Source organism: Zwartia hollandica, assembly GCF_019923725.1.
In the GTDB taxonomy this organism is placed as follows: Bacteria; Pseudomonadota; Gammaproteobacteria; order Burkholderiales; family Burkholderiaceae_B; genus Zwartia; species Zwartia hollandica.
The window spans coordinates 545,333-566,680 of the sequence record NZ_JAHXRI010000010.1; the positions used below are offsets into that span (position 1 = coordinate 545,333).

The 21,348-nt window shown below is 54.4% G+C and carries 23 protein-coding genes and 2 tRNA genes; 15 read left to right on the plus strand and 10 right to left on the minus strand.

Features of this window, described 5'->3' with window-relative positions; all coding sequences use genetic code 11:
• Nucleotides 1-67: 67 nt before the first annotated feature.
• Nucleotides 68-143, plus strand: a tRNA-Gly gene (locus KZZ10_RS13355).
• 56 nt (nucleotides 144-199) lie between these two features.
• Here KZZ10_RS13355 and KZZ10_RS13360 read toward each other — a convergent pair.
• Nucleotides 200-1,186 (minus strand): Bug family tripartite tricarboxylate transporter substrate binding protein, encoded by a 987-nt coding sequence (locus KZZ10_RS13360; RefSeq protein WP_259662020.1) that lies wholly within the window; start codon nucleotides 1,184-1,186, stop codon nucleotides 200-202.
• A 156-nt stretch (nucleotides 1,187-1,342) separates the two neighbouring features.
• Between KZZ10_RS13360 and KZZ10_RS13365 the strand changes: the two genes are divergently transcribed.
• From KZZ10_RS13365 to KZZ10_RS13395, 7 genes are all read left to right on the plus strand, one after another.
• A tRNA-Cys gene (locus KZZ10_RS13365) sits at nucleotides 1,343-1,416 on the plus strand.
• A gap of 10 nt (nucleotides 1,417-1,426) precedes the next feature.
• A complete protein-coding gene (locus KZZ10_RS13370) occupies nucleotides 1,427-2,683 on the plus strand; it encodes an MFS transporter (RefSeq protein ID WP_259662021.1) in 1,257 nt (418 codons plus the stop codon).
• Nucleotides 2,664-3,308, plus strand: coding sequence for a DUF2946 family protein (locus KZZ10_RS13375; RefSeq protein ID WP_259662022.1), 645 nt, complete (start codon nucleotides 2,664-2,666; stop codon nucleotides 3,306-3,308). The genes KZZ10_RS13370 and KZZ10_RS13375 overlap by 20 nt, the downstream gene beginning before the upstream one ends.
• Before the next feature lie 24 nt (nucleotides 3,309-3,332).
• Nucleotides 3,333-3,923, plus strand: coding sequence for an NUDIX hydrolase (locus tag KZZ10_RS13380; protein WP_259662023.1), 591 nt, complete (start codon nucleotides 3,333-3,335; stop codon nucleotides 3,921-3,923).
• A 25-nt stretch (nucleotides 3,924-3,948) separates the two neighbouring features.
• Nucleotides 3,949-4,689: a leucyl/phenylalanyl-tRNA--protein transferase gene (gene aat / locus KZZ10_RS13385; protein WP_259662024.1), complete on the plus strand. Its 741-nt coding sequence runs from the start codon at nucleotides 3,949-3,951 to the stop codon at nucleotides 4,687-4,689.
• Entirely contained in the window at nucleotides 4,686-5,429 is a 744-nt protein-coding gene (locus KZZ10_RS13390; RefSeq protein ID WP_259662025.1) for an arginyltransferase, read from the plus strand. Before aat ends, KZZ10_RS13390 begins: the two co-directional genes overlap by 4 nt.
• A 21-nt stretch (nucleotides 5,430-5,450) precedes the next feature.
• Nucleotides 5,451-6,500, plus strand: coding sequence for a quinone-dependent dihydroorotate dehydrogenase (locus KZZ10_RS13395; RefSeq protein WP_259662026.1), 1,050 nt, complete (start codon nucleotides 5,451-5,453; stop codon nucleotides 6,498-6,500).
• Nucleotides 6,501-6,556: 56 nt separating this feature from the next.
• Here KZZ10_RS13395 and KZZ10_RS13400 read toward each other — a convergent pair whose 3' ends face one another.
• Both KZZ10_RS13400 and KZZ10_RS13405 read right to left on the minus strand, forming a co-directional pair.
• Nucleotides 6,557-7,132 (minus strand): phasin family protein, encoded by a 576-nt coding sequence (locus KZZ10_RS13400; protein WP_259662027.1) that lies wholly within the window; start codon nucleotides 7,130-7,132, stop codon nucleotides 6,557-6,559.
• 163 nt (nucleotides 7,133-7,295) lie between these two features.
• Nucleotides 7,296-8,120, minus strand: coding sequence for an IclR family transcriptional regulator (locus KZZ10_RS13405; protein ID WP_375372570.1), 825 nt, complete (start codon nucleotides 8,118-8,120; stop codon nucleotides 7,296-7,298).
• A gap of 151 nt (nucleotides 8,121-8,271) precedes the next feature.
• On the opposite strand from KZZ10_RS13405, the gene KZZ10_RS13410 reads away from it, so the two are divergent.
• The gene (locus KZZ10_RS13410) at nucleotides 8,272-9,945 is read left to right on the plus strand and encodes a formate--tetrahydrofolate ligase (protein WP_259662028.1); all 1,674 of its coding nucleotides are present in this window, start codon (nucleotides 8,272-8,274) and stop codon (nucleotides 9,943-9,945) included.
• 23 nt (nucleotides 9,946-9,968) lie between these two features.
• Here the strand turns inward: KZZ10_RS13410 and KZZ10_RS13415 are convergent, their stop codons facing one another.
• Nucleotides 9,969-10,784 carry a competence/damage-inducible protein A gene (locus KZZ10_RS13415; RefSeq protein WP_259662029.1) on the minus strand — a complete coding sequence of 272 codons (816 nt, stop codon included), beginning with the start codon at nucleotides 10,782-10,784 and terminating at the stop codon, nucleotides 9,969-9,971.
• A gap of 83 nt (nucleotides 10,785-10,867) precedes the next feature.
• On the minus strand, nucleotides 10,868-11,680 hold the full coding sequence (locus KZZ10_RS13420; RefSeq protein WP_259662218.1) for an EI24 domain-containing protein: 813 nt from the start codon (nucleotides 11,678-11,680) through the stop codon (nucleotides 10,868-10,870).
• A gap of 68 nt (nucleotides 11,681-11,748) precedes the next feature.
• On the opposite strand from KZZ10_RS13420, the gene KZZ10_RS13425 reads away from it, so the two are divergent.
• Nucleotides 11,749-12,129 (plus strand): thioredoxin family protein, encoded by a 381-nt coding sequence (locus tag KZZ10_RS13425; protein WP_259662030.1) that lies wholly within the window; start codon nucleotides 11,749-11,751, stop codon nucleotides 12,127-12,129.
• Nucleotides 12,130-12,151: 22 nt separating this feature from the next.
• Here the strand turns inward: KZZ10_RS13425 and KZZ10_RS13430 are convergent, their stop codons facing one another.
• From KZZ10_RS13430 to KZZ10_RS13440, 3 genes are read right to left on the minus strand one after another with little or no spacing between them, the layout of a single operon-like run.
• On the minus strand, nucleotides 12,152-13,606 hold the full coding sequence (locus tag KZZ10_RS13430) for a DEAD/DEAH box helicase (RefSeq protein WP_259662031.1): 1,455 nt from the start codon (nucleotides 13,604-13,606) through the stop codon (nucleotides 12,152-12,154).
• Nucleotides 13,607-13,665: 59 nt separating this feature from the next.
• A complete protein-coding gene (locus KZZ10_RS13435) occupies nucleotides 13,666-13,998 on the minus strand; it encodes a branched-chain amino acid transport AzlD family protein (RefSeq protein ID WP_259662032.1) in 333 nt (110 codons plus the stop codon).
• Entirely contained in the window at nucleotides 13,995-14,726 is a 732-nt protein-coding gene (locus tag KZZ10_RS13440; protein WP_259662219.1) for an AzlC family ABC transporter permease, read from the minus strand. The genes KZZ10_RS13435 and KZZ10_RS13440 overlap by 4 nt, the downstream gene beginning before the upstream one ends.
• 145 nt (nucleotides 14,727-14,871) lie before the next feature.
• On the opposite strand from KZZ10_RS13440, the gene KZZ10_RS13445 reads away from it, so the two are divergent.
• The 3 genes from KZZ10_RS13445 to KZZ10_RS13455 are packed head-to-tail and all read left to right on the plus strand — an operon-like array spanning nucleotide 14,872 to nucleotide 16,607.
• Nucleotides 14,872-15,081 (plus strand): zinc-finger domain-containing protein, encoded by a 210-nt coding sequence (locus tag KZZ10_RS13445; RefSeq protein WP_259662033.1) that lies wholly within the window; start codon nucleotides 14,872-14,874, stop codon nucleotides 15,079-15,081.
• A 19-nt stretch (nucleotides 15,082-15,100) separates the two neighbouring features.
• Nucleotides 15,101-15,523 (plus strand): YybH family protein, encoded by a 423-nt coding sequence (locus KZZ10_RS13450; RefSeq protein ID WP_259662220.1) that lies wholly within the window; start codon nucleotides 15,101-15,103, stop codon nucleotides 15,521-15,523.
• Between the two features lie 10 nt (nucleotides 15,524-15,533).
• Nucleotides 15,534-16,607, plus strand: coding sequence for a YheT family hydrolase (locus KZZ10_RS13455; RefSeq protein WP_259662034.1), 1,074 nt, complete (start codon nucleotides 15,534-15,536; stop codon nucleotides 16,605-16,607).
• Nucleotides 16,608-16,619: 12 nt separating this feature from the next.
• Here KZZ10_RS13455 and KZZ10_RS13460 read toward each other — a convergent pair whose 3' ends face one another.
• Nucleotides 16,620-18,065, minus strand: a complete 1,446-nt coding sequence (locus KZZ10_RS13460) for a M48 family metalloprotease (RefSeq protein ID WP_259662035.1) — start codon at nucleotides 18,063-18,065, stop codon at nucleotides 16,620-16,622.
• Nucleotides 18,066-18,219: 154 nt separating this feature from the next.
• Between KZZ10_RS13460 and galU the strand changes: the two genes are divergently transcribed.
• Entirely contained in the window at nucleotides 18,220-19,056 is an 837-nt protein-coding gene (galU, locus tag KZZ10_RS13465) for a UTP--glucose-1-phosphate uridylyltransferase GalU (RefSeq protein WP_259662036.1), read from the plus strand.
• Here galU and KZZ10_RS13470 read toward each other — a convergent pair.
• Entirely contained in the window at nucleotides 19,046-19,891 is an 846-nt protein-coding gene (locus KZZ10_RS13470) for a cytochrome c oxidase assembly protein (protein ID WP_259662221.1), read from the minus strand. The genes galU and KZZ10_RS13470 overlap by 11 nt on opposite strands.
• A gap of 90 nt (nucleotides 19,892-19,981) precedes the next feature.
• Between KZZ10_RS13470 and KZZ10_RS13475 the strand changes: the two genes are divergently transcribed.
• Nucleotides 19,982-21,334 (plus strand): aminopeptidase P N-terminal domain-containing protein, encoded by a 1,353-nt coding sequence (locus KZZ10_RS13475; protein WP_259662037.1) that lies wholly within the window; start codon nucleotides 19,982-19,984, stop codon nucleotides 21,332-21,334.
• Nucleotides 21,335-21,348 lie beyond the last annotated feature (14 nt).

Here is a 21,348-nt window from a genome sequence, read left to right on the forward strand (position 1 = left end):
AATCGTACTTGAATGCAGTGCTGAAAGGCACTAGAAATTTTGCACTTCAAGAACGGTAAGCGGCAAAGCGGGAGTAGCTCAGTTGGTAGAGCGCAACCTTGCCAAGGTTGAGGTCGCGAGTTCGAGACTCGTCTCCCGCTCCAAATTCTGGCAAAAGCCTGATCTGTCGATCAGGCTTTTTTCTTGCCCAGACAAAACATCAGTCAAGTTTGGCGCCAGAAGTTTTGACAACTTCGCTCCAACGCTTAACTTCATTATCAACAAACGCACCGAACTGAGCGCCTGTTAGGTCTGGAAATTCAGCGCCGTTTGTTGCCCACACCGTACGGATCGTCTCGTCTTGCGGCAGTTTTTTCAGTGCCGCGATGATTTTATCTGTGACAGCCGCTGGGGTATTTTTGGGTGCCCACAAAGCGTACCAGGTGCTAACCACGTACTGAGGAAGCCCAATTTCAGCTGTCGTGGGCACATCAGGGATAGCAGGGTTACGCTTTTCACTTGCAACAAAGAGAGGCGTAATACGCCCTGCTTTGATTTGCGCAGAGGACGAACCTAATCCGTCAAACATCATATCTACATCTCCTGCAATCAAGCCTTGCATAGCAGGACCCGCACCGCGGTAGGGGATGTGCGCGATGTCGGTTTTCGACTGGATCTTGTACAACTCACCCGCGAGATGGTGCGATGTTCCGCTACCAGCAGAGCCATAGTTCATTTTGCCTGGATTCGCTTTTACCTGCGCCAAGAACGCCTGGTAGTCTTTGCCGGGGACTTTCTTGGGGTTCACGACCAACACTTGCGGCACACGCGCAATCACTGCCAACGGGATAAAGTCCTTCTGAATGTTGTAATCCAGCTTTGGGTACATTGACGGTGCAATCGAATGGTGCACTGCTCCAACAAACAAGGTATAGCCATCAGCCGGCGCCTTGGCTGCAGCCGACGCACCGACTGTACCGCCCGCACCGCCACGATTATCGATAATGAATTGCTGACCCAACTCTTTGCCTAACACTGCAGCAAGGGGGCGAGCGAAGGCATCAGTCCCGCCACCAGCAGGAAACGGCACGATGAGCGTGACTGGCTTGGTCGGCCAGTCGGACTGCGCCCAAGTAGGCCCGGCCAGTAGCGCTAGTGCGCCAACACCCAAATGCATTAGCGCTCGGCGCGTCATCATTGTTTTCATCGTCGTCTCCAGATTGTCTCGAACAAAAAATCCACGGACCATCCCTTGCCGACATGGCAAAGGCTTCGTCCTGAGGTTATAGCCAGTATAGTTTGAGTCAACCAAGTTAAAAAGACCTTTTGTAGTATGATCTGCGCCGGCGTAACGCTTAATGTTGGCGCAATGGCAGAGTGGTTATGCAGCGGATTGCAAATCCGTGTAGCTCGGTTCGATTCCGGGTTGCGCCTCCAGTAGATAACAATGACAAGCGTGAGCTCTAGCCCCTCCCCTTCTGCAATGCCCACAGGCTTCGTGGCGTTGCGTATCGTTCTCGTGTTTGCCGTTGGATATTTTCTATCCTACGCCATGCGCTCGGTCAACGCTGCCATCGCACCCCTCTTAGTTTCAGATCTGAATCTCTCAGCCAGCGAACTGGGCTGGCTCTCTTCGGCCTATATTCTTTCCTTTGCCGCGATGCAAATCCCTGTGGGGGTCTGGCTCGACCGATACGGCGCGCGCAGAACTGAATCTGCGTTGCTGTTGATTGCAGCCGCCGGAGCCGCACTGACGGCCATTGGAGAGACGCTCTTGATCCAGTCGCTGGGACGCATCCTCATAGGAATCGGCGTATCGGCCTGCCTGATGGCCTCCTACTCCTACTTCCGACGATGCTTTCCACCTGAGCGGCAGCCGCGTCTAGTGATGTATATGTTGATCTCAGGCACCTCGGGCGCCTTAATGGCCAGTCAACCCGCGCTAGCGCTAGCAGAATGGGTCGGCTGGCGACATGTTTTTAGTCTCACGGCCCTGCTCTTTCTCTTTAGCGCTATCGCCATATTTGTCTTCACCGGCGACCTCGACCGTCAGACCAGTGCGAGCAAAACACAAATCTCAAATGCTGGTTTTTTCTCGCTTTGTCGACATCCATTTATGCTTCGCGTCTTACCAGCGACCGTGTTTACAATCGGTGGTTTTGGCGCGCTACAAACCCTTTGGGCGGGTCCCTGGTTTACACAAGTGTTGGGAATGAGCCCTGACCGAGCAAGTCAAACCCTGCTCTATATGAATGCCAGCATTCTGTGCTCCTATTTTTTAATGGGCGAATTGAGCCCGCGGCTCATCAAACGCGGCGTTTCCTTACTGAACCAGTCATTAGGCGCGCTGATCTGGCTGCCTGTGTGTTTAGGCATCATCACGTTTTGGCAACACTCTGCATCCTGGATCCTATGGTTGATTATTGCCCCGGCCATACCGGCGATGTTCTTACTCCAGACGCAAGCTGCGCTCGAGTTTCCCAGAGAAGTCGCCGGACGCGTGCTGACAACCTATAACCTGCTGGTATTTGCGGGTACGTTTATTGTTCAATGGGGCTTTGGTGCGCTGACCGATTTGTTTCAGCGTCTAAACAACAACCCGAGTCAGTCGCTCACTTACGCCATGACCTGTCTGGTCATACTCCAAGCGGGCGGCCTACTGTGGTTTTTTGTAAAAAAACCTGATGGATCAATCCGTACTTGATGCGATCGCCCGCTGGCCGAATGTGCCGGTGGTCTACGGCTGGCTTTCCCTCAGTGCACGCGGGGCTTGGCGTCTGCACCCTCTGGGCGATGCGCAACTTGGGGGCGAAGGCACAGGTATCACCAACACCCAAATCTTGGGGTTTATTGGTCGGAACTATTCGAACGAGCCTAACGGACAGTGGTTTTTTCAAAATGGTCCACAACGCGTGTACGTTCGATTAGACGCTGCTCCGCTGATCCTCCACCTGCGACCAGATCTCAACGCACTTGTCACGCATAACGAGCTCATCGTCAAAACAATCACACAGTGGTTTGCAGACGATCTCGGGCAACTTTATGCCCAAACCGATCTAGGGCCTGCCCGTGTTGATGATCGCGACCTGCTGGGCCTTACCGAGGTGCTTCGAAGCGAAACGGGTAAAACAGCGCTCGAAGTCCTGGACAACCTTTCCCAGCACGACGACCTGTCCTCCCAACAAACGGGGATGATTCGTTTATTTGACCCTTTGGCGCAATATGCGGCCCTAAGTAAGCCTGCCCCCCTACAGCGCATCTTGCAAAGCGACCTTGCAAAGACTTTGGGTTTTGTAATGAATCCTGCACCAATACGCACCGATTCGTAATCATTAGCCTTAAAATACAGGTCTATGAGCCACGATCCCGACTTCTATTTCCCTGCACCACGTCTGCAAAAATTCTGCGGACAATGTGCGACTCCCATTACGCGTCGTATTCTCGAAGGCGATAATCGGGAACGGGATGTGTGTGAAGCCTGCGGCGCAGTCCATTACCAAAACCCCAGACTTGTGGTCGGCACCCTGCCAATCTGGAACGACAAAATCCTTTTATGCCTGCGAGCAATTGAGCCGCGCGCCAACACCTGGACTTTACCGGCTGGCTTTATGGAGCTTGGGGAAACCATTGGCCAAGGTGCTGAACGCGAGACGCAAGAGGAAGCCGGAGCGCAAATAACGCTGGGCAAACTCTATACGGTTGTTGACATACCCCACGTCGATCAAGTGCACGTGTATTTCCTAGCGCACGCGATCAGCCCAGATCTTGATCCCGGTCCAGAAACCCTTGAGGCACGCTGGTACGGCATTGACGAAATCCCCTGGGATAATCTGTCTTTTCGCTCTGTCTCAACAACGCTCAAACACTATCTGCGCGAGCGCGAGATCGGCCACTTTGACACCCACCATTACTCTTTGTTCGCAGCCAACCGGCCAGGCGACTGAGTGCAAAGGCCCGCTTGAGCCTGCCATGAGACTGACCTGGCTCGACCCCGACACCCCCTTTCCTAATCCGGAAGAAGCGCTGCAGGAGCCCGCCGGGCTATTAGCCGCTGGGGCTGACTTATCAATCCCACGTTTACGCGCCGCCTATCGCCAAGGCATCTTTCCTTGGTTCTCGGCAGACGAGCCGCCGCTCTGGTGGTCGCCCGACCCAAGAATGGTGCTGCAGTGCGACTCATTGCATCTGTCCCACTCCTTGGGCAAGCGCCTGCGACAAATCGCTCGCGCGCAAGCCGCTGGGGACTACTCCACCGTCGTCAAAGTCGACACGGCTTTCACCGCCGTTTTGCGCGCTTGTGCCCGACCAGCCCACAATGGACAGCCCGGCACCTGGATCACTAGAGAAATGCAATTGGCTTACGAGGCCTGGCATTTACTAGGACACGTGCACAGCCTAGAAACGTGGATGGATGGAGAGTTGGTAGGAGGGTTATACGGCGTGAGCCTCGGGCGTATGTTTTTTGGCGAATCGATGTTTAGTCGAGCGACAGATGCCTCTAAAATCGCCTTGGCACACTTGGTCTGGTTCTTAAAGAATCAAGGGATCCCGTGGGTTGACTGTCAGATGCACACTGCGCACCTAAGCACCCTAGGGGCAGCACCCATCCCCAGGCAGCAATTCATCGCACATGTCCAACAATACACCTCGATGCCTGATATCGTTTGGCATCCAGGTCGCCTGGACCAAGCAGGTATATTGCACCTATGAGCCAACTGAAAGAACTCCCCTTTGCGGCACTGCAGTTTTATGCGACTGCGCCGTATCCATGCAGCTACTTGCCGCAGCAACAAGCTCGCTCGCAAGTCGCTGCGCCGGGACATTTGATTCATGCCGATACCTACTCCCAATTGATAGATCAAGGATTTCGGCGCAGTGGGCTATTCACGTACCGCCCTCACTGTGACAATTGCCGCGCCTGCCTGCCCGTCCGTGTTGACACGACTCGCTTTACACCGAACCGCACCCAACAGCGCACCCTCAAGCGCCATCAACAACTACGTCCACTGGTCGCCGAACTATCCTGGTCCAGCGAACACTACGCGTTGTATGCCCGCTATCAAGCGCTGCGTCACCCTGGTGGTGGCATGGATGATGACAGTCGCACGCAGTACAGCGAATTTCTATTAGCCAGCCGTGTGAACACTCGCTTGGTCGAGTTTCGAGAAGAAGATGGCACCTTGCGTATGGTGTCTATCATCGATGTACTCGAGCAAGGGCTCTCGTCGGTCTACACCTTCTATGATCCAGATGCGACAGGTAGCCTGGGCACCTATAGCATTTTGTGGCAAATCCAACAGTGCCGCCAACTCGGACTGCCATGGCTCTATCTAGGTTATTGGATCGAAAAGAGTGCAAAAATGGCATACAAAGCAGCATTTGGTCCGGCGCAGTACCGCTATAACGGAACCTGGCACGATCAGCCGCCACTCCCTGATGTTTCACTCTGACCCTATTTCTTAACGGTTGTCATGTCGATACTCTTTCAAGCCTACCCTCTGGCCCGTCAAGCCCTTTTTGCCATGGATGCCGAAGCGGCACACGAGGCAACGCTCAGCGCCTTGCAACGCGCCTACGATTGCTCATTCACAAGAGGGTTGATGCACAACCGAGTGGTTGCACCCATGACATTGATGGGCCTGGCCTTACAAAACCCTGTGGGGCTCGCTGCGGGCCTAGATAAGAATGGTGCCCACATTGATGCGATGGGAAATTTGGGGTTTGGCTTTGTTGAGGTGGGTACAGTGACGCCCCGCGCGCAACCTGGCAACCCAAAGCCACGTATGTTCCGCATACCCGAGGCACAGGCGCTGATTAATCGCTTAGGTTTTAACAATCAAGGGCTTGACACTTTTTTGAGTAACGTCCAGCGCAGCACGTGGCGCACACAAGGTGGTGTCATTGGTTTGAACATCGGCAAAAACGCCGATACGCCAATCGAACGCGCTGCAGACGACTACCTCATTGGCTTGGCAGGAGTCTATCCGCATGCCGATTACATCACCGTCAATATCTCCTCGCCCAACACAAAAAATCTCCGGGCTCTACAAGGTGAACAGGAACTCGACGAACTGCTATCGCAGCTTGCTCATCGCAGACAAGAGCTTGCTGCACAATATCAGCGACGTGTTCCGCTCGCCGTCAAGATTGCACCCGACCTGACAGAAGAGCAGATCGACATCATCACCGAGGTACTTCCTCGCCATGGCATTGACGGCGTCATCGCTACGAATACGACTATCGCACGCGATGCTGTGCAAGGGTTGGCGCACGCTCAAGAAGCGGGTGGTTTATCGGGCGCCCCGTTGCATGCACGCTCACTCGAAGTGATTGCACGACTGCGCGCAAAGCTTGGACCGGACTTCGCCATCATTGGTGTGGGTGGAATCGTTTCTGGTAAACATGCGGCTGAAAAAATCTCCGCCGGTGCGAATGCCGTGCAGCTCTACACCGGTTTGATTTATAAGGGGCCCGCATTGGTCGGTGAGTGTGTTCGCGAGATTGCAAAACTAGGTAAATAAGACGACCCAAATAAAAAAACCACCCGAGGGTGGTTTTTTTATTGCGGCGTTGTAGCTTAGGCTGAACGACGACCACGAGTAGCGGACTTAGCAGCTTCTGCAGCTTGACCAGCTGCTTTGAAGGTTGCGTTCGCAGCAGCAGCAAGATTCTTCTCGGCAACTTCAGCAGCCTGCTTGGCAGCTTTAGTCATCGAGTCGTAAGCCGAACTGGCCTGAGCCATCGAGTTCTTCAACATGGCCACAGCACCTTCAGAACCCGCTGGAGCACTCTTGGTGAACTGCTCGATTGCGTCCTGAACATGCTTCTGCCCTTCAGCAATCTGCGACTCGCTCAGTTTGGCCAAGTCAGCCTGCACTGTTGAAACGATGTCGTATACATGCTTGCTGTAAGCCATCGCTTTTTCTGCGCTTGGCTGGACCAGACCTGACGAAAGCGACAAAGCTTCTTGTGCGTCTTTTACGCCAACAACTTGCTGCGAAGTAGCCGACACTTCGTCGATCGTAGCTTTCAAGGCCTTGAGGTTGAGGTCAACAAGCTTCTCGAAACCTGAAAAAACTGAACCCTGAACAGCCACGAATGCATCGATGGCCGCTTTTTGACTATTTAGGACCTGCTGAGGAATTGCAGACATGGTGTTCTCCAAAATGAATTAAATGTTTGTTTGCTGCGATATGTTGCAGTGCACAAGTGTCATTTTAGGCTGAAAAAATGCCGTGTCAACAAATATTTGTTGCGGCGCACCAAAAAACCACAATATTTTTATGTGGTTAAGTTAATCTTATAATTGTGAGTGTTTACTGCGCACTCGTTGCCCCAGTTTCATAGCCTAAAGCTTCTGAAATTGTGGCTGCCGTTGCAACCAGCTGTGGAATCCAAGCATCTTGCAGACGACTTGATGGCGCAGAAATAGACAAGCCAGCCACCAACTTGCCGGCGTCGTCATAAATGCCCGCGGCAATACAGCGCACTCCCATCTCAAGCTCTTCATTGTCTCGCGCATAGCCTAACTGCCGAACAAGTGAGAGTTCGCGTTCTAGGGCTTCAAGACTTTTGATGCTATTGGCAGTGCCCCCTGCCAGGCCGGTACGTGTGGCATAGGCTCGCAATTGCCGCGCGTCCACCGAGGAAAGAAACAGTTTGCCGTTGGACGTGAGATGCAAGGGTGCGCGACCACCAATAGCGCGCACTACCTGCATGCCCGAGCGTTCGCTCCAGGCGCGATCGATATACACGATTTCGTCACCCTGCTGCACGGAGAGATTAACTGTCTGACCGGTCAAGGCGTGCAACGCCCGCATGGCATCAATAGCCGCCTCTCGAACGTTTAGGCGCCCCTTCACCAGCGAGCCTAGCTCTAGCAAGCGCATGCCTAGCTGATACAAGCCGCTATCCACGCGTTCAACGTAACGCCCGATTACTAAATCATTGAGGATGCGATGAGCGGTCGAGGTGTGTAACCCGGTGGTTCGGGCCAGATCTTTGAGTGGAACGGGATCTGGTTGAGCCGCTAAAGCATCAAGCAACTGTGTGGCTCGACCTAAAACCTGAATCGCCATCTCAGCAGATCCCGAGGAAATAGGGGGCGACAAGACTGTGGAAGATGAAACGGTGCGCGACATGGTGGGTTGATGTAGTCAGTAACCGCTGCGGCAGTGCAGCATAAGGAATTCTATCTCATATTATGAAACGCACTGCTTCTTGCGTCAAATCTCGCATCCAAGCGCTGCTTGCTAGGTATCATCACCCCATTCTCTTTTAAGGCAACCTCTCATGCGCTCTGACCTCGACATCGCTCAAGCCGCACACAAGCGACCAATTCTTGACCTCGCCCCAGAACAAGCAGGTATTCCCAACGAGGCGTTAGAGCCTTACGGCAGATTCAAGGCGAAGCTATCCCTTGAATACATCCGCACTCTCGATTCAAGACCGGACGGAAAATTAATTCTGGTCACAGCGATTTCGCCAACTCCCGCGGGCGAGGGCAAAACCACGACGACCGTGGGTCTCGGTGACGCTTTAAATTACATCGGTAAACGCGCCATGATCTGTTTGCGTGAACCCTCGCTTGGTCCAGTGTTTGGCATGAAAGGGGGTGCGGCCGGCGGAGGCATGGCACAAGTCGTTCCCATGGAAGATATCAACCTGCACTTCACGGGTGACTTCAATGCCATTGCGCTCGCCAATAATTTGCTGGCGGCCTTAATCGATAACCACATTCACCATGGCAATAAGCTGGGCTTTGATGTGCGACGTATTAGTTGGCGCCGTGTCGTGGATCTAAATGATCGCGCCTTACGTCAAATCGTAGTCGGCTTGGGTGGCACCGCAAACGGCTTCCCGCGTGAAGATCGCTTCGACATTGTTGTCGCCTCCGAAGTCATGGCGATCTTTTGCTTAGTCAAAAATCTAAAGGAACTAAAAGAACGATTAGCAGACATCGTCGTAGGCTATTCCTTAGCTGGCAAACCAATTCGCGCACGCGACCTACAGGCACAGGGTGCCATGGCGGCTCTGTTGAAGGAAGCGCTGGCTCCGAACCTCGTCCAAACGCTTGAGAACAACCTCGCTCTGGTACACGGCGGACCGTTCGCCAATATTGCGCATGGGTGCAATACCGTCCTGGCGACCTCAACCGCGCTCAAGCTCGCCGACTATGTCGTCACCGAAGCCGGCTTTGGTGCCGACCTCGGTGCGGAAAAGTTTTTAGATATCAAGTGCCGCAAAGCGGGCTTGAAACCTTCTGCCGTGGTGCTGGTCGCAACGGTACGCGCGTTGAAGTATCACGGCGGGGTCGAGGTAAAAGATGTTGGCTCAGAAAATCTCGAGGCCCTGCGCCTAGGTCTAGTGAATCTCGAGCGCCACATACATAACATCACTAAAAATTTCGGTTTGCCTTGTGTTGTGGCGATCAACCATCGCACAGAGGATACTGCGGCGGAAATCGCCCTGCTCCAAGCGACAGCCGCCTCACTTGGCGTGGAAGTTGTCCTGGCAGAGCACTGGGCAAAAGGTGGCGCTGGCGCAGCCGAACTCGCTCGCGCAGTTGTCAAACTGTGCGAGCGACCCAATCACTTCAAGTTTCTCTATGAAGATCAGGCGACGCTTTGGGATAAAGTTCAAACCATTGCAACCAAAATCTACGCAGCAGCAGGTATCTCGGCTGATGCAAAAGTCCGGGCACAGTTCGCGCAACTGGAAGCGGAAGGTTATGGTCACCTCCCAGTATGCATTGCGAAGACACAATATTCATTTTCAAGCGACGCGAAACTACGCGGCGCCCCAAGTGATCACCTATTGAATATTCGGGAAGTACGCCTCGCAGCAGGTGCGGGGTTCGTCGTGGTCGTGTGTGGCGACATCATGACGATGCCGGGGTTACCCGTCGTGCCAGCAGCCAATGGCATCGACATCAACGATGCCGGAGAAATCACCGGCCTATCGTGACCGCTTACCGTAATCGCTAGACGCTACTTTGTCACCGGAGGCTCGTACCGTGCGCCCAACCGCAAGGCTTCCGCGCGCAAAAACTCCAGCGCCTCTAGGGCAGCCGCCGCATCGCCTTTGACGCCAAGCTCAATATGCGGAACGCTCCCACCCTCGCCAACGGAGGGAAGACTGAAAGCCTTCACCGTTGGCCATTTTTGCTCTAGCGCCTCGAGCGCGGGGGTGATTCTAGATTCGGGTAGGCCGTAAACGATAAAGGAATGCTCCGCGCGATCTTCCTTGTTATGCAGATGCGCATAACGCGTGTCCAGCATCGACTCAAGCATGGGCCATGCCATGACAGGAAAGCCTGGCACAAAGGTATGGTCGTGAATAAAAAAACCAGGGATCCGATTGAAGGGGTTCGGCACTGCCTCACAACCTTGGGGGAAGAATCCCATCTGCAGACGTTGTTGGTTTTCAGGCGCATTCATATCGGCTGACCCCTGACCTTTCGCAGCGTTCTCAGCACAACGAATCGTGATTTGTTCTTTCGCAAAATCGTTAAGCTCGAGTGGCACACCCAAGGCGGCTGCCGCAGCTTGCCGCGTGTGATCATCCGGCGTGGCCCCAATACCACCGCAGCTCAACACAATATCTCCGGAAGCAAAGCTGCGTTTGTAAGCCGCTGTGAGGGCCGCACGATCGTCGGACAAAATTTCAACCCAGGACAGCTGTAGCCCTCGAGCCCCCAGTAATTCCACAACTTTTGGAAAATGCTTGTCTTGCCTGCGCCCCGAGAGGATTTCGTCGCCAACAACGATAAGACCGAAGCGAGATTTTTGTGTAGAGGCAGGCATAAACGTTCCAAAAAAGTATCAATCAGGTACAGCCGACATTTCAGCACAAATGTTGCCCGACATGTCACGCGGGCCTCAGCAAACTAGTCAAATGCAAGGTTCTCTTGGCGCAGGCGACGCAGGGCGGCCAGGCCAAAATGTGTGTAGATCAAGCCCGAAAATACGGGTAAAAATACCCACGCAGGGGGTAAGAGATTTAACAGCGCGCAAACTAAGCCAATAACCCAGAATCCTGTGCTGTGGCGAGCAATCAGCTCCGTACGTTCGGCGGCGCTGGCATGATCGACGATCGCATCGAGTCGCATCATGCGCGAAAACGCAAACGTCCACCACAACAACGAAACCAATAGACCCAGCGGCGGAAACAGCCAAAACGGCAAGGTCAACAGCCAACCGACCATAAATAGCACGCTGACCCAGAGCGCATTCCAGAGGCTCACGATGAAAGCATGTTGGCCTGCCACCTGGAGATCACTGTAATGATGGCGAGACACATGTCGCACCACAATCGGCATCACAAAGACGGCGGCGACAGCCAAACCGAGGATTCCTGTTAACGGTAACAAGATCGCTGCAACCATTAAAGGCAACAACCACGCCTTGATTGCTGCAAGCGAGAACAGTCCCATGGACTGCAACCATTGCGCCGCGACCAGCAAGGGTGTGGTTGCACTCAGCTGTTGATCAAGCCAGTCGGTCAAGGGGCCTAAAGCCAAAAACAACACTAACAGGGCACCTACCATCATCAACATAAATGGCAAAAGTAACGCGAGCAACATCTTTGGATGGAACTGAGATAGTAGGGCGCGACCAAAGGCGTCTCCGACACCAGTCAGCCCCGCAGAGCGGGGGCTGTTCGGAAAAGCTCGGTCAGAAATCGGCTTGGGGGGTTGCATCATAAACTTGTCGCGTGGAGTGAATTAAAACCCGGCTATCATAGACAAACAAACACCTCAGTGCATCGATGACATTACATCTACCTGGCACCACAGCACTCATTGAGCAGCTCAAACAGCCTGCTCAACGTCTCGCCCTGTGTTTTTGCGCGGCATGGTGCGATGCGTGCAAAGCCTACAAACCAAAGCTCGAAGCGCTCGCGTCAGCACATCCGGACATCTGCTTCGTCTGGATCGATATCGAAGATCATCCAGACTTGTTGGGCGATGAAGATGTTGAGAACTTTCCCACCATTGGCATTTTGGATGGAGGAAGCGTACGTTTCATGGGCACGATCTTGCCACACATCGAACATCTCGAACGATTGCTCGAAGCGATGCGCGCACCTGGCAAAGCCCAGGCTTGTAGGCTACCTGGCGATTTGTTAAGTCTTTTGACGCGTGCCTAAACCACACAAACCATCGTCTAACCTACGTTTTTTTGATTGCTGCGCCAAGCAACAGCCCGACGGGGCGTTTCCCAAGCAAGGCCGGCTTTTTTCCGGTTGACGCCGGCGCCTGTGCAGCTGCAGCGACAGCCGCCGCCGACGGCTCATAAGGTTTTAAAAAAAACTCATCGATCGGCTTGACTGGTGCGCTGTAGCGACTTGGGCGTGCGCCCCGCTCGTTACCGGAGCCTCGGGCTTCGGCACGCGGCCCACGCTCCGAACGCTCTGTGCGCTCAGAGGCGCGTGCAATCAACTCGCCTGGAATTTGTAAGGTGCCACGTGTGACAGGCGTCTTGATGAGTTTTTCAATATCTAGCAGATACTTTTCTTCGGCAGGTGAAAACAAAGAGATCGCTTCGCCCTTAGCACCCGCACGCCCAGTTCGGCCAATACGATGGACATAGTCTTCCGCGCTATGCGGCAAGTCATAATTGATCACACAAGGCACGCCGGCCACGTCCAGACCACGCGCAGCCACATCGGTCGCCACCAATACCTCGAGCTCGCCGGCTTTGAAGGCGTCAAGCGCTTTCATGCGGTCAGCCTGGGATTTATCGCCGTGAATGGATTCGGCTCGCACACCATCCAGTTCAAGCTGACGCGCTAGACGCCCTGTCCCAATTTTGGTGTTGGAAAACACAATCACTTGCTTTAACCCGCGAGACTTAACGAGATGCACTACCGCCGCACGCTTCGCATCGCCCGACATCGCATAAGCAATTTGCGTCACTGTATCGGCCGTGGCATTTCGCTTAGCAACCTCAATCTCCACAGGACTATTGAGGTAGGTGCGAGCGAGCTTACGAATTTCGTTACTGAACGTCGCCGAAAACAAGAGCGTTTGTCGCTGCGCCGGCAAGAGGCGAATAATCCGTTCGAGGTCGGGCAAGAAGCCCATATCTAACATGCGATCGGCTTCATCCAGGACCAAGATACCCACTTGTCCAAGATTCACATTGCGCTGCTCGACGTGATCAAGCAGCCGTCCGGGCGTTGCAATCAACACTTCACAACCATTGCGTAGCGCCTCTTTTTGAGGGCCGATGTCGACACCGCCGAACACAACCGTCGAGCGCAACATCGTCTGTTTACCGTAACGCTTAACGCTCTCAGCAACCTGATCGGCGAGTTCACGCGTGGGTGTCAAAATCAATGCACGCACGGGGTGTCGAGCGGGCGATGCGCTCGAGTTGGCGTGTTGCATCAGTCTGTGCAGAATGGGTAACGTGAACGCAGCTGTCTTGCCCGTTCCAGTCTGGGCCGCCCCCATCACATCGTTGCCCGCCATCACCGAGGGCAAGGCTTGAGCCTGGATGGGCGTTGGCGTGGTGTATCCGGTATCTGATACCGCCTGCAACAAGGCAGGATGCAGTCCGATCTCGGCAAAAGTGAGGGTAGCCGGCTCAGGCTGTAATACGGTTTGAGTGTTTGAAGTCATTGAATTATTTAAGAAATCACCCACCAGTGTACCGCAGCTAGCCCAATAAACCGCAGGTTTTAGGCAAGGAATAGCCAACGCGCGGTCCAAAGGACCGCCATTCCAGACACAATCAGGACAAAACTGTTCCGCGTCCAGCAAAATAGAGCCGTGGCGACCACTGCGGCAAACAGCCTCAAGTCCACTTGCGGCCCGAGCTCTGGGTGCCAGGGCAGCAGCTCCGGCACAATGATTCCGGTCAACGCTGCCAGGGGCGCATACCTTAGCGCACGCTGCAAGCGATCGGGCAGAGGCAAAAGATGGCCAAACAGCACATATCCTGTTCGGCAAATCAAACTCGTGGAGGCGAGCAAGACAATGGCTGAGTAGACATACCAGGACTGCTCAATCACGATCCTGACCCCGTCGTTGTGATGTTCCGATGAAGCTGAGACTCTGCCCACATTCCCGCAGCAATACCGACCACCGTCGACGCCACCAAACCCATACGCAATGGCCAGGGCTGGGTCAGCCAAGCTGTGGCGCCGGCGGCCAACACCGAGATCATTGCAGGTCGCGTTTTGATGAGTGGCAACATTAACGCCATCAATGCCAATACTGCTGCGAACTCCAGCGACCACGAAGCTGGAACCGACGCACTCAACGTAATTCCGATCAGTGAGGTTAACTGCCACATGGCCCAGCAGGGAATGGTGGCACCAATAAAAAACCACAATTGCTCTGTATTGCCCTTCTGGGGGGCAGCCCCAAACCGCCCAATGAACGTCACAAAAACAATATCGACATTCATGAACCCTAGCAGCAAACGCTTAGGCCAGGGCATGTGTTTGAAATACGGATGCATCGCTGCACCAAAAATGAGAAACCGCAAGTTCACGATGATGCCTGCACCGAAAATCAGCCAAAGTGGTGCGCCAACAACCAATAACGGTATCGCCGTCAGCTGAGCCGAACCCGCATAAACCAGGAGTGACATCACAGCCGCCGCAGGTGCGGAAAGCCCCGACTTCACCATGGCGACACCGGTGACGATGCCCCAGATTGCCAGCGCGATAAGCCCCGGCGCAATTGCGCGCGCGCCCTCAAAAAACGCACGGCGTCTGAGCGTGCGTAGAGCGATCGAATCCAATGGTTTAGCAGCCACGTATCAGTTCAACGACAAACGACAATGCGAAAATTTGAGGGGTTTTTATCTTTCGATTGCGCTATTGTAGACCGTGCAGTTGTTACAATGATTGCAACACGTTATTTTCACGAGACGCGCAATGACACAAGCATCTAGCTCCACTGAAAACCAACAAGCGATCATGCTGACGGGTGACGACTTACCCCTGCATTGCCCCGGTCCGAAAGCTCCGCTCTGGAGCATGCATCCACGCGTTTTTCTTGATGTCACCAAAACCGGTGTTGCCAAGTGCCCGTATTGCAGCACCGAATACCGCCTGGCACCTGGTGCAGTTGTGCACGCTCACTAGGCTGCCCACCTTGCCCGTTATCTTTGCCACCCCAGAAGAAGCCGAACTCGCCTTCTACGATGCCCTTGAGCGTGCAGACTTGCCTCGCCTAATGCAGGTCTGGGCTGAGGATGAAGAGGTTATCTGTGTACACCCGGGTGGCTTACGTGTAGTGGGGCTACATGCTGTAAAAGAATCCTGGCAAGAGATACTGGCCAACGGCGGATTGCGCATTCGCCCGTCGATGACCGTGTCGTCGCACAGCATGATGGGCGCTGTGCATTCTCTGATCGAGCAAATCTCCGTCAAGAGTGCAGATGGCACAGAAGTTGCACATTGTTATGCAACCAACGTCTATCACAAAGGTCCAACTGGATGGAAACTGGTCATGCATCACGCCTCGGCTGCGCCCGTGGAGGCAGGCATGCTCGATCTTCACGACAAACCAGGGCTTCTGCATTAAGCACCCCCTCGTGAGCGCCCATCTCGATCTCTCACCTTGTCCGACTCCCGCTTGGCTCCCCGAAAGGCAGTCACAAACACTCTTCGGTGCTTTGCTTGCACCTACAAACCGCATCCGTTTTTTTCGTGAGCGCGTCGAAACACCAGACGGCGATTTCATCGACTTTGATTGGAACTCGCCACTCCTTCCTCGCGCCCCCAAACAGGCGCGTGATGCGACGCTGATTCAAACTGCCGCAACAGACTGGCTCGATGACTCTGGACGTCAGGCGCTTGGCCAAGCTCAGGCGAGCCCCGCACTCGTTTTACTGCATGGCCTCGAGGGAAGCAGTAAAAGTCGCTATGCACAATCCATCACCCAATACTTTCGGCAGGCGGGCTGGACGGTCGTCGTCGCGCACTTCCGTGGCTGTTCGGGTTTTGCAAACCGCTTGGCGCGCGCGTATCACTCGGGAGACTCAGCCGAGATTCGCTTCATCCTTCAGACGGCACACGCAAGACTTCCCGCAGGGCACTGGCACGCAGTCGGCATATCCCTCGGGGGCAACGCGCTGCTTAAATACCTAGGCGAGTCACCAACCGAGGTGGCCTGGCTCAAAGCAGCTGCTGCGATCTCGGCACCATTGGATCTTGTCGCCGCTGGAAACCACCTGTCGGATGATCGATTCAACCGCGAGATTTATTCACGACACTTCCTGCGCACCCTTAGGCCGAAAGTACTCAAAAAAGCGCAAAGATTTCCTGGTGTGATCGACACCCTACGCATCCAGCAAGCTCGCACGCTACGAGACTTTGATAACGCCTACACGGCACCGATGCATGGCTTTGCAGATGCCCTTGATTACTGGACACAGTCTTCAAGTATGCGTTGGCTTACTCACATTCACATTCCCACGCTCGTGCTCAACGCGCGCAACGATCCTTTTTTACCTCAAGCTGCCTTGCCAGGCCCACAACTCGGCAGCGCGCAGATAGAATTTCACCAGCCCGCACAAGGCGGACATGTTAGTTTCGTTACGGGAGGTTGGCCGGGGCATCTTGGTTGGCTACCAAGACGTATCGAAAGATTTTTTACCGCTCGCTAAGCCCTGCAGGCGTTATTTAAATCGCTCTAGCAAACGTCGGTCGTCTGATATTTTTGTCGTCAGCGTACGGATCTGGCCATCAATTTGCGACTGCACATAGAAGTCTTGCGACTGCGCACGGGCTTGCTGCAACTGCGTCACAGCGGCTGGTAAGGCGCCCACCCTTTCATAATATGCCGCCATCGACTGCTTAGCCGCAATCGATTCACCGAGTCTGTCCTGCGAGACGGCGAGCATCTTATAAAAATCTGGCTCTTCGTTTGGCCAGCGTTTAATTTGCGCCTGTAAAAAAGTGACGGCTTCTCTATCCTTGTTCGTGCCTTGCAAAGTTTGTGACACGCGCAGCGCGAAAGAACGTCGACTCGGCCAGCGCTTATTACCCGCCTGAGCGGCCGTCAACGCAGCCGCGTATTGCCGGTTGGCAATATCAATGTCAATTTTCTGCAAGTCCAAATAGGGTGATGAAATTTTGAACGACTGTGCCTGTTGTAGCGCTGCGGCCGCCGCCGCCGGATCCTGACGAGCGAGTGCTGCGAGCGAGACCCCATACCAAGCGGCGACGCGACGCGGCGCACTCTCGCCAGCTCCGGCTTGACCGCCTGGTGCCCGCGCTTCCTCTTCCAGCTGATCGAGCGCCTGACGCAAAGCGCGTGGATCCAGCGCCTGCAAAACCCTCGCCTTCGCACGTACGAACCAAAACTCATCCGACCCTTGGAATTTACCTGAGGGATATTGCCGAATGCGGTTTTGCATATCCGTCATCCGCTGAATACTCAACGGATGGGTCGTTGCATACACACCACCACCACGCCCTTCGTTGAGCGATGATGCATTCATCAGTCTGCCAAACATTAGCGCCATACCGTTAGGGTCGTAACCAGCCTTACGCAACATTTCCACCCCCGTGCGATCAGCTTCCTGCTCCGCATCGCGAGAGAACCCAAGTTGACGGTCAATCATCGCGGCCTGCCCAAACGCCGCGATACCCATCGCAGCTTGCCCTCCGCCTGGGATCATCGCTGCCAGTATCGCTGCAACCAAGGTCGCCAACGCAAGGTGACCACCCTGGGTTTGCTGAGTCAATCCGCGCGCAATATGTCGTTGGGTGACGTGTGCGATTTCGTGGGCCACCACACCAGCAAGCTCAGACTCTGCTCCCGCCAAGACGATCAAGCCAGTCTGCACTCCAATAAACCCCCCTGGCATCGCAAACGCGTTGACGACTGGATTTCGCACGCCGAACACATCTACCTGAGGAGCACCTCCGGGGGCGAATGCGGCAATTTTGCGTCCCATTTCGTTCAAATACTGGCTTAAATCCGCGTCGTTGATGTATTCCGGATCCCGTCGCCCCTGCACCATGATGGCTTCACCTAAGCGTCGCTCCACAGAGGGGGACAACTCAGCCGCAGCCGGCGAGCCCAGAGTTGGCACAGCCGCGGGCTGTGCCGGGGACACCGCTGGAAAGCACAAAAGTGCAGAAACCGTCCAAATCACGCACTTAGACGGTAGTGTTTGATGAGTTTTTGAATGTTTTAGAGCCATAAGCTTATGATAGCGGCTGTCGAGATATGTTCCGCCCTTTGGGCGAATTTTTGCAAGGAATCAAAAAATGCGCCCTGTACGCAAAGCGGTTTTTCCAGTTGCCGGACTTGGAACCCGTTTTTTACCAGCTACCAAGGCAATGCCTAAAGAGATGCTACCAGTCGTAGACAAGCCCTTGATTCAGTACGCGGTCGAAGAAGCCGTTGCGGCCGGTATTACAGATTTGATTTTTGTGACCGGGCGAAACAAGCGTGCGATCGAGGACCACTTCGACTCGGCTCCAGAAATGGAACATGAATTAGCGCGTAAAGGCAAGGCTGAACTCCTTGCAATTGTTCAGGAAATCTTGCCTTCGAACGTCAGTTGTATCTACATCCGACAATCTGCCCCACTTGGACTTGGTCATGCAGTCTTAACCGCCGCCCCAATCGTGGGCGATGAGCCTTTCGCAGTTCTTTTAGCTGATGATTTGCTCGATGCTGAGCGTCCGGTGATGGGGCAGCTTATTGATGCCGCCCTCACCTACCAAGGCAGCATTCTGGGCGTACAAGAAGTGCCTTTAAGCGATACCGACAAGTATGGCATTGTGGCAACGGAACCAGCCGGTCCTCGCACAGAGCGTGTCAGACACATCGTTGAAAAGCCAAAGTCAGATGTTGCCCCCTCCACCCTGGCTGTGGTCGGTCGCTATGTTCTGGACGCTAGAATTTTTGCGCATTTGCGTCAAACACAAGCGGGTGCGGGCGGTGAGATCCAGCTCACAGACGGAATCGCCTCCCTACTCAAAGAGCAACCGGTATTCGCTCATCGCTATGAAGGGATTCGCTACGACTGTGGCAACAAAGAGGGAATGTTCAGAGCCACTGTGGCGCTCGGTCGTAAGTACCACGGTCTCATTCCCTGATTTTTCCAAGGGGCCGAGGTTTGGCCCCTCCCCAGCGGCCATTTGCAGACAGCCGCATGAGTGTGCGCAAGGCCACCAAGAGACCGATCACCTCGGTCATCGCTGCCGGTATCCACATGGTCAGCCCGCCAATCATCTGATCGGCTTGGGCGCTCATCGCAATCGCGCGGCCGCACAAGTCAAACAAAGGGTATAAATCTCGCTCCGTGAAGGCAATCACGGCGCCCGCGACCATCTGTGGCGCCATCGTCAAAATCGGAGAGATCACGCGGCCACCCGGCGTCATTGCCGCGGGCGGATTCGGTCGACGGTCTAGAATTAAATTCCAGTACATAAAACCGGTAATGACAACCGACCAGTTCATGAGACGGTACAGCCGCCAGTCCAACATCGAATAAAACTGTACCGAAGGGATCAGCCAGATCACAACCAAAAATACGAACAAGGCCGGAACAAAAATGGGGTTAGTCAGAACTGACACGACCCCTCGGCCCAAAATTGTTTGATTGAACCGAAAGAGCGCACGACGCAACGTCTGTGGCAGCCCAGCGCGCATGACTGAACCGGGGTACGCTGCCATCACGATCAGAGGTCCAAGATGGTGCAGCACCAGATGTTGAATTCGGTGCATAAAAAACATACGCTCGGCGTAGTAATCGAGCATCGTGTGCATCGATAGGTACAGCATGACCCAGCCAGCCCAAAAGAATACTTGGCGTGTGCGCGATACACGACGCACGCGCACGCCCCGTACAAATAGCCACGCGCTAAGTGCGAAGCACAACATTAAGACGGGCGACGATTCCCAGGGTCTAAGCCAGCTCAGCCAATCCATCACACAACCTTTTAAATGATCGGAGATCAGCACACAATCTACGCTTCGAATTGTAGTATGTTGAGGTCAATCCATCTAACCGAATGTCTTATGACCCACGAGCACAAATCAACTAGCGCCTTCACTCGCCGCCGCCAGCAGATTCTAAGTTGGATGCGCAGCATGGGCGGCGGAATCGCCATCTTGCCCACGGGTCCGGAAATTGGACGCAACCGAGATAATCATTACGCGTTTCGACACGACAGTGATTTTTTCTACCTCTCTGGCTTTACCGAGGCAAACGCTTGGTTGGTGTTGATTGCCGGTGAGACCGACAGCAGTATTTTGTTTTGCGAGCCAAAGGATCCGCTGATGGAGACGTGGACTGGCAAACGGTGGGGGCCCGATGCCGCTGCGGAGCACTTTGGTTTTGATCGAGCCCTCCCCACAACCGACCTCGATACTCAAATCCCTTTATTGATGGCAGGTTTAAAAAACCTGTTTACCAACACCGGGCGCAGTCGGTCACCACACTACCTAACCCAACTGCGTACTTGGCTCGAGAAAGCTCAGACAACGTTACGCGGCACGCGCGCTGCGCCTACGCAGTGGCTCGATATTGGCGAACCGCTGAGCGAGATGCGCCTCATTAAGGACGCCAGCGAACTGGACACGATGCAACGCGCAGCCACGATCTCGGCACTTGGGCATACCCGCGCTATTCAAGCTGCACAGCCGGGCATGCACGAGTACGAGCTCGAAGCCGAACTTTTATATGTGTTTCGCAAGCACGGCGCCCAATCAGTTGCCTACGACAGTATCGTTGCCGCCGGTGCCAACGCGTGTACCTTGCACTACCGCGCGGGCAACACAGTCATGCGCGACGGCGATCTTGTTCTTATCGACGCAGGTTGCGAACTTGACGGCTACGCCTCGGACATCACACGCACCTTTCCCGCTAATGGTCATTTTTCAGCGGCTCAAAGGGCACTCTATGAAATCGTTCTTGCGGCGCAGCATGCAGCTACCGCCTGCGTATCGCCCGATCACCACTGGAATGCCGCACATGAAGCTGCGGTGCGCGTCTTAACGCAAGGGCTCCTCGATGAAAAGCTGTTAACTGGGACTCTTGAACAAAACATTGAAACCGAAAGCTTTAAACGCTTCTACATGCATCGCACAGGGCATTGGCTGGGTATGGACGTGCATGATGTCGGAGATTATCGTACCCCTCCGGCTGGTGCAGGCGAACGCGGTTGGCGCACGTTAATGCCAGGCATGGTGCTGACGATCGAACCTGGTCTCTACGTGACCCCATCGCCAGACATACCAGAGATATTTTGGGATATTGGCATTCGAATTGAAGACGATGCAGTCGTGACGCAACACGGCTGTGAATTGCTGACTAGGGGTGTACCCGTAGAGATTAGGGACATCGAGGACTTGATGCAGCAGAGAGATTGACGTAAAACAAAGAT